The sequence below is a fragment of the Sphingomonas abaci genome (assembly GCF_014199625.1).
GTDB classification, from domain to species: domain Bacteria; phylum Pseudomonadota; class Alphaproteobacteria; order Sphingomonadales; family Sphingomonadaceae; genus Sphingomonas; species Sphingomonas abaci.
Map to the genome: position 1 here is coordinate 68568 of NZ_JACHNY010000007.1, position 14419 is coordinate 82986.

Here is a 14419-nt window from a genome sequence, read left to right on the forward strand (position 1 = left end):
CCGGGAGCACGGGGACGCGTGCTCGATGGTCGCACCGTTGACGTGCGCCGCATCCGCGCCCACGTCGCGGCGATGGTGATCGAACCCGTTCCGTCCGACCTGCGCGCCTTCCTCGTCAAGGACTTCACCGAAGCCGAGCTCGCGGAGGGCTATAGCGGCGCGCTCTATGCGCTGTGCGCGACGCGGCCCTATATGCTGGCGCGCGAGGCGGATCTCGCCTTCTCGATCGACCGGGCGCGCTGGGAGCGCGAACGGATCATCCAGCTCCGCTTCGACACGATCGCCGATGCGGTCCGCTTCTTCGGCTGGATCGGCTGAGGACAGCAAAAACCCCCGCCGCTCGCGCGACGGGGGCCGGCCGGCTCAGCGGAACTTGCCGCCGAGCGAGACGCCGATGATGCGCGGGTCGTTGAACACCGCCGCGTTGTAGTTCTCGATCACGCCCTTCAGGTTCTTCTCGTTGGTGACGTTGCGCGCGAACACCGCCAGTTCGAGATTGTCGTCCGGGGTGCGGTAGCCGACCTTCACGCCACCTTCGAAATTGCCGTTCGCATAGAACTCCTTCGTCCGGTACAGCACGAAGTTGGTGTAGCCCTGGATGTTCCAGTCGGTCGCGGCAAACAGGGTGCCGCCATTGGCCAGCGGCTGGTCCCAGCGGACGGTCGCGTCGAGATTATACTTCGGCGCATTGGGCAGCGGGTTGCCGTCGATCTTCGCCAGATAGACCGGGCCGAAGGCGGTGGCGACGCGACGCACCGGGTTCAGGACGGTGCAGGTCATCTGCCCGTTGAGGGCGCAAACCTGCGCCTCGGCATTGCGATCCTTGATCTCGGAATGCAGCGCGCTGGCCCCCAGCGAGACCGTCAGCTCGCGGCGCGGCTGCCAGGCGAGCTCCGCCTCCATGCCGTACGCGCGCGCCTTGTTCGCGTTGAACAGTACGCCATTGCCGTCGGTGTCATTGCCGTTCAGCTGGATGTCGTCGACCGTATAGGTGAACAGCGCCGTGTTGAAGCGCAGCGTGTTGCCGATCAAATTCGACTTGGTGCCGACCTCATAGGAAACGATCGTCTCCGAATCGGCGGTCGAGAAGTCGGAGTTGAACACCGCCGAGCGGCCCTGGATGGTCGGGCCCCGGAAGCCGCGCGCGACGCGGGCATAGACGCTGTTCGCCGGATTGACCTGCCACAGCGCGCTGACGTCCCAGCTGGGCTGCGTGTCCGACAGGCGGACATCGGTGCGGCCCCGATAGGTGACGGCGTTGGTGGCGCTGTTCGCCGTCTTCAGCAGGCGGGTGCGCTTGGTGTCCTCGGTCACCCGGCCGCCGGCGGTGATCGTGAGGGAGTCGAGCAGCTTGTAGCTCGCCTGGGCGAAGCCTGCCCAGGAGGTGTTGGTGTTGCGCAGGCGGACCCAGTTGTTGGGGTTGGCGCCGATCAGGAAGGCGCGCTGGTAGAAGTCGGTCAGGTCGGCCGAGTTGAAGTAGAAGCCGCCGAGCTGCCAGGTGAAGCGACCGCCGCTTGGCGAGGCGAGGCGCAGCTCCTGGGTGTATTGGTCGAGGTCGCGCACCTGGCCCTGGCTGAGGCCGAAGCCGTTGGCCACCCCGTTCACCGGATAGAGCGCGCCCGCGCCGCCATCGGTGTCGCCCCGGCTATAGCCCTTGGTCGTCTCATAGCCGCTGATCGCGGTCAGGATCGCCGGACCGAAGTCGTAGGACGCGTTCACCGACCAGCCGCGCGTCTGATAGGACTGCGGGTTGTCCTGTCCCTCGTCATAGGCGACGACGCCGCGCGGCTCGGCCGACACGTCGTTGCTGCCCAGCTTCAGCGCGCCGCGATGGAACAGCGTCGAGGTGCCGTCATACCAGCGCGCATGGCCGGAGACGAGGACCGAGGCGCGGTCGGTCGGGGTGAGCAGCAGTTGCAGGCGCACGTCGCGCTCGTCGAACCCGCCCATGGCGTCCTTGCGCGGCGTGTTGGTGCGGTCGGCGCTGACCCCGGCGAAGCGATTGTCGACCCAATTGTCGCGGTGCTGGATCAGCGCCGACAGACGGAACGCCACCAGGTCGCGCGCGATCGGGCCGCCGACGCCCATGTCGAAGCTGTTGCTGCCATAGCTGCCGACCGAGGCCTGGCCGCGGCCCTGGAAGGTCTGGCTGGGACGGATCGTGTCGAACTTGATGATGCCGGCGGTGGTGTTGCGGCCGAACAGCGAACCCTGCGGGCCGCGCAGCACCTCGATCTGGTTGACGTCGAACACCGGGTTCGACTTCAGCACGACATGCTCCAGCACGATGTCGTCCTGGATGATCGACACGGGCTGCGACGCGCCCAAGTAGAAATCGACGTTGCCCAGGCCGCGAATGTAGAAGCGCGGGAAGATGCGGCCGGTGGTCGTCTCCGCATAGAGGCCGGGCACGCGGCCCGACAGCGCCAGGATATCCTCGCCGCCCGCCATATAGTCGCGCATCGACTGGCCGCTGACCGCGGTGACCGACAGCGGCACGCGCTGGAGGTTCTCGCTGCGGCGCTCGGCGGTGACGGTGATCTCCTGCAGCCCGTCCTCGTTGCCGGCGGGGGCGGCCGACTGGGTGGCGGCGGGATCGGGCGCGCCGGCGGGGCCGGTCTGCGCGGCGGCGACGCCGCCCATGGACAGCGCGGCGATCCCCGCGCCCAGGCGCAGGGCAGGCTTCAAGCAGATACGAAACACGGATACTTCCCTTTTTTGGTCAAACCAGGGACCGGCCGATGTTTCTCGCCGTCGCGCGCCGCCGGACTCTGCCGGTCCGGACGGGGCGACGGACGCCTCCCGCAAACGGTCGGCCCGGTCCCAGGCCCGGCGCGGTAAAGCCTATATATGTCGGTATGATGGCACCGGTGTTCCGCCGGTCGCCGCGCTCAGCGCAGACCGGCCTCGTCGGGCAGCCAGTCGGTGGCGATGCTGGCATAACGGTCGACGAAGCCGGTGAAGGCGATCAACGCCGCATCGTCGAGCAGCGTCACCCGCTTGCCCGCGCGCGCGATCATGCCGCGCTTTTCCATTTCGCGGAAGGTGCGGTTGACATGGACCTTGGTCAGGCCCAGCGCATCGCCGATATCGGTCTGGGTCAGCGGCAGCTCGATCGTGTCGACCACGCCGCCCGCCGTGCTGCGCAGCCGCGCGCGGATGTCGAGCAGCAGGGTCGCCAGCCGGTGGAGCGCATCGGTCCGCCCGACCGACGTCAACCGGTCGCCCATCGCCACCGCTTCCGCCGCCGCCATCGCATAGAGGAAGCCGCCGATCCGGCCGTGCCGCGCGAACAGCCGCCCCAGATCGCCTTTGCGGACCGGCGTGACGATACAGTCGCTAACCGCGGTCAGCGTTGCGCCGGCATGGTGCCAGGGGATGGAGGAGGTGCCGATCAGGTCACCGGGATAATGGAAGCGCAGGATCTGCCGCGTGCCGTCGGGCAGGCGGTTGGACAGGTGCAGCCAGCCCTGCTGCACCACGAACAGCGACACCGCCGGTTCGCCCGCGGTCAGCAGCGGCTCGCCCGGCGTCAGCTTCTGTGGCGCGCCCTCCAGCAGGTCCAGCGCCGCTTCCTCGTCCCGGTCGAGCGACAGGTGGCGGGCGATGCGGATCGCCAATGCGCTCTTGCGGGGGAAAATCGGTCCGGCGCGGTTCATGACGGTGACATGCCATGCCCCCCGCGCCCCCGCAACGGGGCCCCACAATTATCGGCCTTGCGGGAACCCTTCGCGCGATCAGGACGGCCGGGCGGGGCGCGCCAGCGTCGCCGACACCGCCCAGATCGCGAGGCCGCCCAGCGCCAGGCCGGCCCCGACCCAGCCGGTCGAGGTCCAGCCCAGCCCGGCAGCGATCGCCAGCCCGCCCGCCCAGGGGCCGATGGCATTGGCGGTGTTGAACGCGCTGTGGTTGAGCGCCGCGGCCAGCGCCTGCGCGTCGCCCGCCACGTCCATCAGACGGGTCTGGAGCACGGTGCCCAGCGCCCCGCCCAGGCCGATCGCCAGCACGTCGACCAGCAGCCAGGACAGGCGCGACGCGGCGAAGGGGAACAGCGCCAGCGCCGCCGCCGAGAAGACCAGCAGCGCCCCCGCCGTCGGCATCAGCGCCCGGTCGGCGAAGCGCGGCACGATCAGATTGCCCAGCGTCATGCCGATGCCGAACACCGCGAACACCAGCGGCATCCACGCGGCGGACACCCGCGTCACCTCGTGCAGCGTGGTCGCCAGATAGGTGTAGACGCAGAACAACCCGCCAAAGCCGATCGCGCCGGTGGCGAGCGTCAGCCATACCTGCGGCCGGCGGAGCGCGCCCAGTTCGCGCAAGGGGCTAGCATCGCGGTCGGGCGCGTCGCGCGCGACGAACAGCGCCACCAGAGCCGCCGTGGTCAGCGCCAGCAGCGCGACCGTGGCGAAGGCCCAGCGCCAACTCGCGATCTGACCCAGCGCATTGGCCAGCGGCACGCCCACGACGGTCGCCGCGGTCAGCCCCAGCATCACCCGCCCGACCGCGCGGGTGCGCTGCCCGGCCGGGACCAGCGAGGCCGCGACCAGCGCGGCGATGCCGAAATAGGCCCCGTGCGGCAGGCCGGACAGGAAGCGCACGCCCAGCATCGTCGCATAATCCGGAGCGAGGGCGGAAAGAGCGTTGCCGACCCCGAACATCAGCATCAGCGCGATCAGCAGCGTGCGCCGCGACCAGCGCGCCGCCGCCACCGCGATGGTCGGCGCGCCGACCACCACGCCCAGCGCATAGGCGCTGATGACATGACCGGCGGTCGGCTCATCAATGCCCAGGTCGCGGGCCATCATCGGCAACAGGCTCATGGTCGCGAACTCGGTCGTGCCGATCGCGAAGCCACCCACCGCCAGGGCGAGATGGACGATGGCGGGGCGCGCGGGCGCGCGTCCGCCTGGGGACAGGGCGAGGCTGGTCATACCGTGCAGGTCGGTGCGCGAGCGCGCAAGGTCAACCGCATGAAATGCCATCGGAATTGCAGCGGATGCACGTGGGATGCCGACCCGTGCCCCTGCTCTCGCAGGAGCACGGCGAAGGATCGGGCACACGCCGCGCCCGCGCCAGGATGGTGCATGGGACAGGGAACACCCCTGCCCCCACCGCCCGGATCAGCCAAATTCGACCGCCTCGAATCGGATCGGCTCGCCCTGCGCCTGCTCGCCGAGCTGATCCTCCCACATCGCGACATGGCCGCGCACGATCGTGCCGATCGGCTTGCCGGTCAGCGTCATGCCGGTGAAGGGTGACCAGCCGGCGCGGCTCGCCAGCCATGCCTCGTCCACGGTCCACTGCTTGCGCCGGTCGACGATCGTGAAGTCGGCATCGTAGCCGCGCACGATCCGCCCCTTGCCGACGATGCCGAACACGCGTTGCGCGCCGGCGCTGGTCAGCTCGATCAGCCGCTGCATCGACAGCCGTCCCTGCGCGACATGGTCGAGCAGCAACGGCAGCAGCGTCTGCACGCCGGGCATCCCGCTGGGGCTGTCGGGATAGGGCTTGCCCTTCTCCTCCAGCGTGTGCGGCGCGTGGTCGGAACCGATCACGTCGGGCACGCCCTGGTTCAGCCAGTGCCACAGGCCGTCGCGATGCGCGCCGCTGCGGATCGGCGGGTTCATCTGCGCCAGCGTGCCGAGCCGCGGATAGGCCTCCTCGCCCGCCAGCGTCAGGTGCTGCGGCGTCACCTCGCAGGTGGCGATGTCCTTGTTCCGGCCGAGCAGCTCCAGCTCGGCCGGGGTGGTGACGTGCAGGACGTGGATGCGCCGCTTCGCCGCGCGGGCCAGCGCCAGGATGCGCTTGGTCGCCAGCAGGGCGCTCTCGTCGTCGCGCCACACCGGGTGCGAGGTCGGGTCGCCCGCGATCCGCTCGCCCATGCGGGCCTGCATCCGCGCCTCGTCCTCGGCATGGATGGCGACGCGGCGATGGCCGGATGCCAGCACATCGGCCAGCGACGAGTCCTCCGACACCAGCAGATCGCCGGTCGAGGCGCCCATGAAGATCTTCACCCCCGCCGTGCCCGGCCGCCGCTCCAGCGTGGCCAGTTCGGCGGCATTGGCGTTGGTCGCGCCGACATAGAAGGCATGGTCGCACCACATGCGGTGATGGGCGCGCGCCAGCTTGTCGTCGATCGCCGCCGCGCTGTCGGTATTGGGCTTGGTGTTCGGCATCTCGAACACCGCGGTCACGCCGCCCATCACGGCGGCGCGGCTGCCGGTCTCCAGATCCTCCTTGTGGGTCAGGCCGGGCTCGCGGAAATGGACCTGGGTGTCGATCACGCCGGGCAGGATGTCGAGCCCGGTGCAGTCGATCCGCCGCCCCGCATCCGCCGGGCTGCCCGGCGCGACCAGGGCGACGATGCGGCCGTCGGTCACGCCCACCGAGGCCTCGACGGGGCCACCGGGCGTATGGACCGTACCGCCGGAGAGGAGCAGGTCGAACGTCATGGGGCCATCCTTTCGTTGCATTCGGGCATCTCAACGAGCCTTTCGCCGGGTGCGTCGCCCTCCTACCTTGGCGACATGAACGAGACTAGTCCGGGAATGCTCGCCGATCGCGCCGTGCTGCGCGTCGCGGGCGACGATGTGCGCGGCTTCCTCCAGGGGCTGGTGACCAACGACTGCCTGGCCCTCGCGCCCGACGCGCCGCGCTGGGCGGCGCTGCTCAGTCCGCAAGGCAAGGCGCTGTTCGACTTCATCCTCTGGGCCGAGGGCGACGACGTGCTGATCGATGCCGAGGCGGCGCAGGTCGAGGCGCTGGCGAAGCGGCTGACGCTCTATCGCCTGCGCCGCGCGATCACGATCGCCCCGACCGACCTCAAGGTCCACTGGTCGCCGGACGGCAGCCGGGGCGTGGTCGACCCCCGGCTGGCGGCGCTGGGCGGCCGCTGGCTCGCCCCCGCCGGACCGGAGGCGGCGGTGGCGCGGGGCTGGACCGCGCATCGCCTGGGACTGGGCGTGACCGAGGGGGTCGGCGAGCTGGGCTCGGCCGAGACGCTCTGGCTGGAATGCAACGCGCGCGAGCTGAACGGCGTCAGCTTCACCAAGGGCTGCTATGTCGGGCAGGAGAATACCGCCCGGATGCATCATCGCAGCAAGGTGAACCGCCGGCTGGTGGTCGCGCCGCTGGGCGTGCCCGGCGACCGGACGCGCGCCACTTATCCGGAGCTCGGTCTGATGGTCGAGCACGCCCGCGTCGATGCGCTCGGCGACGCGCTGCGCCCGGCCTGGCTGGCGGCGGCGCTGGCGGAAGCTTAGGGCGCGCGCCGCACCGGCGGCAGCGCGGCGCAGATCTCCGCCCCGCCCGCCGGCACGGTGAAGAACGGCCCCGCGCGGTTCTCGCGCGAGGCGACCCAGGCGCGGAACCGCGCATTGTCGGTGCGGCGATACTGGAAATGCGGCCGCTCGGCCGCGGGCAGCTCGCTCGCCAGCCGGGCCGAGACGATCGGCAGCCGCTCGCCCTCCGTCTTGTAGAAGCCCAGCTCGCCGGTGCCGCGTGGCAGGACGGAGAGCCGCTCGATCCCGTCGACCACGCGGCCGACGATCGCAATGTTGCGGTCGAGCGCGCGCGGCGCATGGCCGATCACCGTATAGAGCTCGGCGCCGCTGCCGGTGTCCGGGGCCAGGTCCCGGGCCACGCCCACCATCGCATAGCAATGCGGCACCCATTGGCGCGCGCCGCTGCCCGCCAGCGGCCAGCCGTCGCGGCTATAGCCGGCCCCTTCGGCATAGGGGTCGCGCCGCGCCAGCCGCGCCGCCACGCCCGCACCCGTGGCCGGTTGGTCGTATTCGGCGGGCGGCGGCGTGACCAGGCCAGCGGGCAGCGGCTTCTTCTCGGTCGCATCGCCCCATTGCGCGACATAATTGTCCTGCACCCGGTAGACGCTGGCCCCCTGGTCCCACCAGCGCGCCGCCGCCAGGCGCCGGATATTGGCGACATGCACCGGCGCATAGGGCGCCGCCAGCCGCACCGTTACCGTGCCGCCGCCCCGCAGGGTGAAGACCAGCAGCTCGTCGTCGGGGATCGTCACCCAATCCTCCGGCAGCGCATCGCCGGCTGCCGGTGCGGCGCTTGCGGGTGCCGGCGCGGGCGCAGGCGCAGGAGCAGCGGGCGATGCCGCCTGGAGCGACGCGGCGAGAAGCAGGATCGACATGGAAGCGAACCTGCCCGAGCCGCTTTCGTTGCGCAATCGACTTGCGCGACGCGCCATGGCGCTCTAGGGCACCGCTTCCGGGTAATGCGGAGCGGTGGCCGAGTGGTCGAAGGCGCTCGCCTGGAAAGTGAGTATACGTCAAAAGCGTATCGAGGGTTCGAATCCCTCCCGCTCCGCCACCATCTCCCCATCGCCATGATTGATTGGTCACCACCGGTGCGGCTTCGTTCGTGCTGGGTTCGCCCCATTCGCGACAAGCTCCTGCAAATATGGCGTTAACGTCCTGATTGTCATGGCACGGAAATATGCCCGAAACGGTCGCGTAACAGGACCAATCTAGGGCCACTCCCGAACCGGCACATAGGCCGGCAAGGGGAAATCACATGTCATCCGAAAAGGAAGGGCGCGGCCTGGGTCGCGTGGCCGACCGTCGTGCACTGTTGCGCAGCGTCGCCGGCCTCACCACGCTGCCGATCGGCGCGGCGCTGTTGTCGGGCTGCGGCGAGGGCGGCAGCGGCGAGGCCGCGGCCGCCAGCACCGGCATCGATACGGTCGCCCTGGGCAGCAGCCGCGCGCCCGCCGCGACCACCAGCTTCGCGCTCGCGGTGCTGCCCGACACGCAATTCTATTCGCGCTACGCGACCACCGACGAAAGTCAGCAGTTCCAGCGCAAGTACGGCAGCACGCCGTTCGACGCGCAGACGCGCTGGATCGCGGACAATGCCGCCGCCTACAACATCCCCTTCGTCGTGCATCTGGGCGATGTGGTCGACCAGGTCGGCAAGCCCAACCAGTGGGCGATCGCCGACGCGGCGATGAAGAACCTGGAAGTCGCCAAGGTCCCCTATTCGATCCTGGCCGGCAATCACGACGTGCTCGTCGACTATGACTATCGCGGCGCCTGGGACCAGACCAGCGGCACCGACGCGCAGCGCAACCTGGCCGCCGAACCCTATCTCAAGACCTTCCCGGCTGGCCGCGCCGCGCAGCAGGCGACGTTCCGGGAGCGGGATGCGTCGGGCTTCCACGAATATCACGTGTTCGAGGCGTTCGGCGTCACCTTCATGGTGCTGTCGCTGTCGTGGCGCATCTCGGACGCGGGGCTAGCCTGGGCGCGCGACGTGATCCGCCGCAATCCGACGCTGCCCGTCATCCTGTCCAACCACCAGCTGCTCAACATCGACAGCGACGGCATCAGCCCGCTGGAGACCGACTATGGCAAGATGCTGTGGGAGAAGCTGATCCGCGACACCGACCAGATCTTCATGACGCTGAACGGCCATCATCATGGCGGCGCGCGGCTGAGCAAGACCAACGACTTCGGCAATGTCGTCGAGCAGATGGTGGTCGATTACCAGATGGCCTATCAGGGCGGCAACGGCCTGATGCGGCTCTATGAGTTCGACTTCGGCGCCAACACGATCGACGTGATGTCCTTCTCGCCCTGGGTGGTGCAGAAGCCCAAGGCCACGCTCAACCAGTTCGACCGCGCGATCCTGCCCGAGGCGAACCACCGCTTCACGATCGCGATGAACTTCAAAAAGCGGTTCGCCGGCTTCCTGCGGTTCAAGCCGGTTCTGTCGACCACCGGCACGCCGATCCTGGCGCGTGTCCGGGCGAAGCTGCTGGAGAATTATGTCGAGCCGGTCGTGCCGGTGCCCGCCGCGCCGAAGGACGCGAACGACTATCCGGTGGTGCCCGACACCTATGCCCATTGGCGGCCCACGCCCGGCCGCGACGGGCAGATCGTGCAGGTCGGCGACACGGTAACCGATGCCGCCAACGGCTTCACCATGGCGCGCGTGCCGCTGGTGTCGCCGGCGCTGGCCGAGGACGTGGTCTGGTCGGACGACCATCATGCGCTGTCCTCGGCCGGGGCCAGCATCCTGTTCCGCAACACCGACAAGCGGGTCGGGCGCAACAGTTCCTTTTCCACGGCGATGGACGCCGGAGTGAACGGCCGCAGCTTCTGGAACGGCTATACGGTCGAAAGCTTCATCAAGATTCCGGCGGACTGGGACCCGGCGCTGCATCGCTGGGGCAACATGCTGGGCCGGTGCGGCAATCGCGGCCTGCTGCCCGGCTTCCGCGGCGGCGACGCCCAGGCCTCGTCGGTGCTGTTCGCCATCTCGTCGCTGCGCGAGGTGCAATGGGAGGTCGTGCCCGCCAGCAACTCCACCTACCCGCAGACCAACTGGTCGGGCGAGATCATCCGCAACAGCTGGTATCACGTCGCCATGGTGTGCACGCCGATCAGCGGCACCAGCACGTCCGAGACGATCATGTATGTCGAGGGCGCGCCGGTGATGCGCAACGTGACCGGCGCCACCGGCCTGCGCTCCGCCACCAATCCGGGGCCGCAGCCCTGGATCCTGGGCGCTGGCTGGTGGGACGGCGCGCGCAAGGACGGCTTCTATGGCTGGCTGGGCGAAACCCGGCTGGTCGGTCGGCCGCTGACCCCCGACCAATGGCTGACCGCGCGCCGCGCCTGACGCCTGCCCTGACATCCCCCGCCGATCCCGGCGCGATCTTCGCGGCCGCCCGCATCGGCGCACTATTCGGAGATTTTCGATGACCCTCGTCAAGGCGGCATGGCTCGCCGCGCTCGCCCTTCCCGCCGCCGCTCAGGCCACGCCGTTCCAGGCCAGCCCCGACATCTTCACCGGCAGCGGTTTCGCCGGCCGCTATGTCGGCCTGGGCGGCCAGGTCCAGCCGAGCGGCCAGTGGCTGGGTGGCGTGCAGGGCGGCGGCGCCGACACGTTCGACAATTTCGGCTTCTACAATCGCGGCGTCGGCGCATTGACCCAGACCCGCCAGGTCGAGCTGCTGAGCGGCAACCTGTTTCGCTTCCTCGACACCTTCACCAACACTACGGGTGCGCGCATCCGCACCACCGTCAATTTCTTCGGCAATCTGGGGTCGGACGGCGACGAGCTGGTCAGCACCGATGCCAATGGCCTGATCGTGTCGTGCCAGGACGATGGCGACGGCCAGTGCGCCGAGGATGCGGTGGTCGCGCTGATCGCCGGCGACAACGGGCTGGCGCGGCAGTCCATCACGCCCGATCGCTACAATGTCAGCTTCGACCTGGACGTGGCGGCCGGGCAGAGCGTCAGCCTGCTCAACTACGCCTTCCTGGCGCGCGACGTGGATGGCCCGACCGCCGCGGACGTGACGCTGGCGACCGACACCGGCCGCGCCCTTCTCCGGGCGGCGCGGGTGGAGGGGCTGAGCGAGGCGCAGCGGGCCAGCATCGTCAACTTCTCCGCCAGCGCGCTGCCCGAGCCGGCGAGCTGGGTGATGATGATCCTGGGCTTCGGCCTGGCAGGCGGGAGGCTGCGCCGCCGCCGCGTCCAGCCCGCGCTCGCCGCCTGATCCGTACCGATACCTGATCCGGGGCGTCGCCGATCCGGTGGCGCCCCTTTCCGTTTCCTGTCGAAAACGAGTGTTCCCATGTTCCTGAAGACCAAGCTGCTGCTGTCCGGCGCGGCGGCCTCCACCCTGTTCGTCGCGCCCCTCGCCCAGGCGCAGGACGCAACGCCCCCCGCCGACCAGGGTGCCGCCGACCAGAGCGCCACCCAATCGCTGGTCAGCGACATCGTCGTCAACGGCCGTCGCCAGCAGAGCGCGATCGCCGAGGAGAAGGCGGCGGTCGGCGTCGTCGACATCGTCACCGTCGGCGACGTCGCGATCCACTCGCAGACCAGCATCGCCGACCTCGCCAAGCAGCTGCCCGGCGTGTCGGTCAGCCGCGACCAGGGCCGCAACCAGAGCGCGACCGGCGAGGCGCAGTTCGTGACGATCCGCGGCTTCGACGCCAGCTACAATGCCTATACGCTGGACGGGCTGCGCCTGCCGCAGACGGCGGGCAGCTCGCGCGCGATCTCGCTCAACCTCTTCTCGCCCTTCGCGATCGGCAACATCGTCGTCGACAAGACGCCGGGCGCGAACAGGGATTCGGATTCGATCGCGGGCATCATCGACCTGCGCACCCCGACCGCCTTCGACTTCGCGCAGCATTTCCTGCGCGCGCGCGTGCTGGCGCAGGGCGCCGAGCAGGCGATCGCGCAGAAGCAGGAGGGGTTCGGCGGCGCGATCGGCCTGGACACCGCACAGCGTTTCGGCGCGTCGAACCAGTTCGGCCTCTATCTGGCCGGCTATTACGAGGAGCGCGGCAACACCGCCGAATCGACCGCCGTCCAGAACGACTATCGCACCACCATGGCGGGTGTCGGCACAGCGCGCGCCAATCCGACCGCGTTGTCGGCGGACGGCGTGCAGTGGAATTTCTACAACAACAGGATCAAGCGGTACGGCGCGACCGGTTCGCTCGACTATCGCAGCGAGTCCGTAGACCTGTTCGCGCGGGTCAACTACGCGACCTATTTCAACACCAACACGATGAATCAGACGGGTCTGCGCAACGAACTGACCAGCGGCCAGACCAACCCCAATCCGGGCGGCGGCCGCTACAACGCGGCCGGCGTCTTCACCCCTTATGGCGTCAACCCGGCCAGCTATTTCCGCACCGAGGATATCGAGCAGGAACTGCTGTCCGCGCAGATCGGCGCACACGCCCATGCCGGCGCCTTCACCGCCGCCCTGGAGGGCGGCTATGCCGATGGCCGGTTCGACCAGCCGCAGCGGATCGAGGCGGCGTTCCGCGGCATCGCCTATAATGGCGCGGCCGGGAATACCGGCGTCGCGACCGAGGGGCTGGTCGTCGACCTCAGCGATCCGCGCTCGCCGCGCCCGGTGCTGTCCGCGGGCGCGCAGGCCTATGTCGGCTCGCTCGACCGACCGAGCCAGCTCTATATCCAGCAGGGCTATGATTACCTGACCGAGCGCAAGACGACGCTGAAGGGCAGCATCGGCTGGACCGGCACGGGCGTGCTGGCCGCGTTCGAGGTCGGCGGCCTGTACGAGGATTCGCATCGCGACGGGCGCAGTCTGGCCCCCGACGAAACGCGCTACCGCTTCAGGACGCCGCTCCAGAACGGCACCGTCGTCGGCCCCACGATCAATCAGTATCTGGGCCAGGTGCTGACCCGCTTCCTGGATTATTATCCGGCACGGCCGATCAAGGTGCTGTCACGCGACCAACTCGATGCGCAGCAGAGCCAATATGTGCCCGCGCGCCTCGCCGCCGTGTCGCAGACCACGATCAACAGCGGACTGCGCGACGGCGACGAGACGCGCAAGACCGCCTATGCGATGGCGAAGCTGCAGACGGGCACGCTGGAGGTGACGCCGGGCCTCCGCTACGAGGCCAACGACTTTTCCGGCCGCTTCTATCTCCGCAATGCCGATGGCAGCTACACCTTCGCCACCGCGGGTCGGAAGTACGACCATGTCGACCCCAGCGTGCTGGCGGCGTGGCGGCCCGACGACCGGATCGTGGTGCGCGGCGCGGTGCGCTCCAGCTATGCGCGTCCCGGTTTCGACCTGATCGCGGGGCCGACCGCGATCTCGACCAGCAACGGCCAGACCGTCATCACCCGCCCCAACCCGGACCTGAAGCCGGTCAGCGGCTGGAGCTATGATGCGGGGATCGAATATTATGGCGGCGTCGGCCGCTACGTGCAGGTCGCGGCCTATTACAAGGATCTGAGCAACTTCATCGTCTCGACCGCCGCGCGCTCGGCGGCGAGCCAGCCGGGGGCGGACAATATCGTCTATGTCCAGCCGATCAACGGCGGCAGCGGCAACGCCAAGGGGATCGAGGCGTCGGGCCGCTTCACGCTGGGCGACCTGGTGGGATCGTCGATGCTCGGCAATGTCGGCGTCGGCGGCAACGTCACCTATCAGCGGACGCGCGCCACGTACCTGGTCTCGACCAGCGACACGCGCACGACCAGCCTGCCCCAGGCGCCTGACCTGATCTTCAACGCCGAACTTTTCTATGCCAGCGACGTGCTGCGCACCAACCTGTGGTACAACCGCACCGGCCGCTTCCTGGCGACCGTGCAGGACTCGCAGCCCGATATCTATGTCCAGGCGGCGGGGGAGCTGAACTTCGGCTTGGCGTTCAAGGTGACGCCGAACCTGGAACTGGGCGGCTCGGTGCGCAACCTGCTGAACGAGCACACCTATTGGGCGACCACCGGCGCGGCGAAGACCTATATCTCGCCCGATCGCAATGGCGGCTATCTGAAGACGGGTCGAGTCTTCCAGTTCAGCCTGACCATGTCGCGCTGAGCGTCGCGGGGGCCGGGCAGCGTCCCGGCTCCCCTCCCGCCGGCCACCCTGTGGATACGA

Annotated in this window: 10 protein-coding genes and 1 tRNA gene; 6 read left to right on the forward strand and 5 right to left on the reverse strand. The window is 69.2% G+C overall.

What is annotated here, in order from left to right:
- Positions 1-18: 18 nt before the first annotated feature.
- Positions 19-318, forward strand: coding sequence for a hypothetical protein (locus GGQ96_RS15680; RefSeq protein WP_184116475.1), 300 nt, complete (start codon positions 19-21; stop codon positions 316-318).
- Between the two features lie 45 nt (positions 319-363).
- Here GGQ96_RS15680 and GGQ96_RS15685 read toward each other — a convergent pair whose 3' ends face one another.
- The 4 genes from GGQ96_RS15685 to GGQ96_RS15700 form a co-directional block, all read right to left on the reverse strand.
- Positions 364-2643: a TonB-dependent receptor gene (locus tag GGQ96_RS15685; RefSeq protein WP_184116600.1), complete on the reverse strand. Its 2280-nt coding sequence runs from the start codon at positions 2641-2643 to the stop codon at positions 364-366.
- A gap of 248 nt (positions 2644-2891) precedes the next feature.
- Entirely contained in the window at positions 2892-3659 is a 768-nt protein-coding gene (locus GGQ96_RS15690; RefSeq protein ID WP_184116477.1) for a Crp/Fnr family transcriptional regulator, read from the reverse strand.
- 78 nt (positions 3660-3737) lie between these two features.
- On the reverse strand, positions 3738-4934 hold the full coding sequence (locus GGQ96_RS15695; RefSeq protein WP_184116601.1) for an MFS transporter: 1197 nt from the start codon (positions 4932-4934) through the stop codon (positions 3738-3740).
- Positions 4935-5123: 189 nt separating this feature from the next.
- Entirely contained in the window at positions 5124-6455 is a 1332-nt protein-coding gene (locus GGQ96_RS15700) for a dihydroorotase (protein WP_184116479.1), read from the reverse strand.
- A 75-nt stretch (positions 6456-6530) separates the two neighbouring features.
- On the opposite strand from GGQ96_RS15700, the gene ygfZ reads away from it, so the two are divergent.
- On the forward strand, positions 6531-7265 hold the full coding sequence (gene ygfZ, locus GGQ96_RS15705; RefSeq protein ID WP_184116481.1) for a CAF17-like 4Fe-4S cluster assembly/insertion protein YgfZ: 735 nt from the start codon (positions 6531-6533) through the stop codon (positions 7263-7265).
- Here the strand turns inward: ygfZ and GGQ96_RS15710 are convergent.
- The gene (locus tag GGQ96_RS15710) at positions 7262-8161 is read right to left on the reverse strand and encodes a peptidylprolyl isomerase (RefSeq protein ID WP_184116483.1); all 900 of its coding nucleotides are present in this window, start codon (positions 8159-8161) and stop codon (positions 7262-7264) included. The genes ygfZ and GGQ96_RS15710 overlap by 4 nt on opposite strands.
- An 88-nt stretch (positions 8162-8249) precedes the next feature.
- Between GGQ96_RS15710 and GGQ96_RS15715 the strand changes: the two genes are divergently transcribed.
- From GGQ96_RS15715 to GGQ96_RS15730, 4 genes are all read left to right on the forward strand, one after another.
- Positions 8250-8340, forward strand: a tRNA-Ser gene (locus GGQ96_RS15715).
- A gap of 204 nt (positions 8341-8544) precedes the next feature.
- Positions 8545-10653: a LamG-like jellyroll fold domain-containing protein gene (locus GGQ96_RS15720; RefSeq protein ID WP_184116485.1), complete on the forward strand. Its 2109-nt coding sequence runs from the start codon at positions 8545-8547 to the stop codon at positions 10651-10653.
- A gap of 79 nt (positions 10654-10732) precedes the next feature.
- The gene (locus GGQ96_RS15725; RefSeq protein WP_221240018.1) at positions 10733-11536 is read left to right on the forward strand and encodes a PEPxxWA-CTERM sorting domain-containing protein; all 804 of its coding nucleotides are present in this window, start codon (positions 10733-10735) and stop codon (positions 11534-11536) included.
- 78 nt (positions 11537-11614) lie between these two features.
- Positions 11615-14359, forward strand: a complete 2745-nt coding sequence (locus tag GGQ96_RS15730) for a TonB-dependent receptor (protein ID WP_184116487.1) — start codon at positions 11615-11617, stop codon at positions 14357-14359.
- The last annotated feature ends 60 nt before the right edge of the window (positions 14360-14419 follow it).

What these genes read in the sequence shown, in the direction of transcription:
- GGQ96_RS15710 (WP_184116483.1), bottom strand. Translation starts at nt 8,161, where the DNA reads ATGTCGATCCTGCTTCTCGCCGCGTCGCTCCAGGCGGCATCGCCCGCT.
- GGQ96_RS15695 (WP_184116601.1), bottom strand. Translation starts at nt 4,934, where the DNA reads ATGACCAGCCTCGCCCTGTCCCCAGGCGGACGCGCGCCCGCGCGCCCC.
- ygfZ (WP_184116481.1), top strand. Translation starts at nt 6,531, where the DNA reads ATGAACGAGACTAGTCCGGGAATGCTCGCCGATCGCGCCGTGCTGCGC.
- GGQ96_RS15700 (WP_184116479.1), bottom strand. Translation starts at nt 6,455, where the DNA reads ATGACGTTCGACCTGCTCCTCTCCGGCGGTACGGTCCATACGCCCGGT.
- GGQ96_RS15685 (WP_184116600.1), bottom strand. Translation starts at nt 2,643, where the DNA reads ATGGGCGGCGTCGCCGCCGCGCAGACCGGCCCCGCCGGCGCGCCCGAT.
- GGQ96_RS15725 (WP_221240018.1), top strand. Translation starts at nt 10,733, where the DNA reads ATGACCCTCGTCAAGGCGGCATGGCTCGCCGCGCTCGCCCTTCCCGCC.
- GGQ96_RS15720 (WP_184116485.1), top strand. Translation starts at nt 8,545, where the DNA reads ATGTCATCCGAAAAGGAAGGGCGCGGCCTGGGTCGCGTGGCCGACCGT.
- GGQ96_RS15730 (WP_184116487.1), top strand. Translation starts at nt 11,615, where the DNA reads ATGTTCCTGAAGACCAAGCTGCTGCTGTCCGGCGCGGCGGCCTCCACC.
- GGQ96_RS15690 (WP_184116477.1), bottom strand. Translation starts at nt 3,659, where the DNA reads ATGAACCGCGCCGGACCGATTTTCCCCCGCAAGAGCGCATTGGCGATC.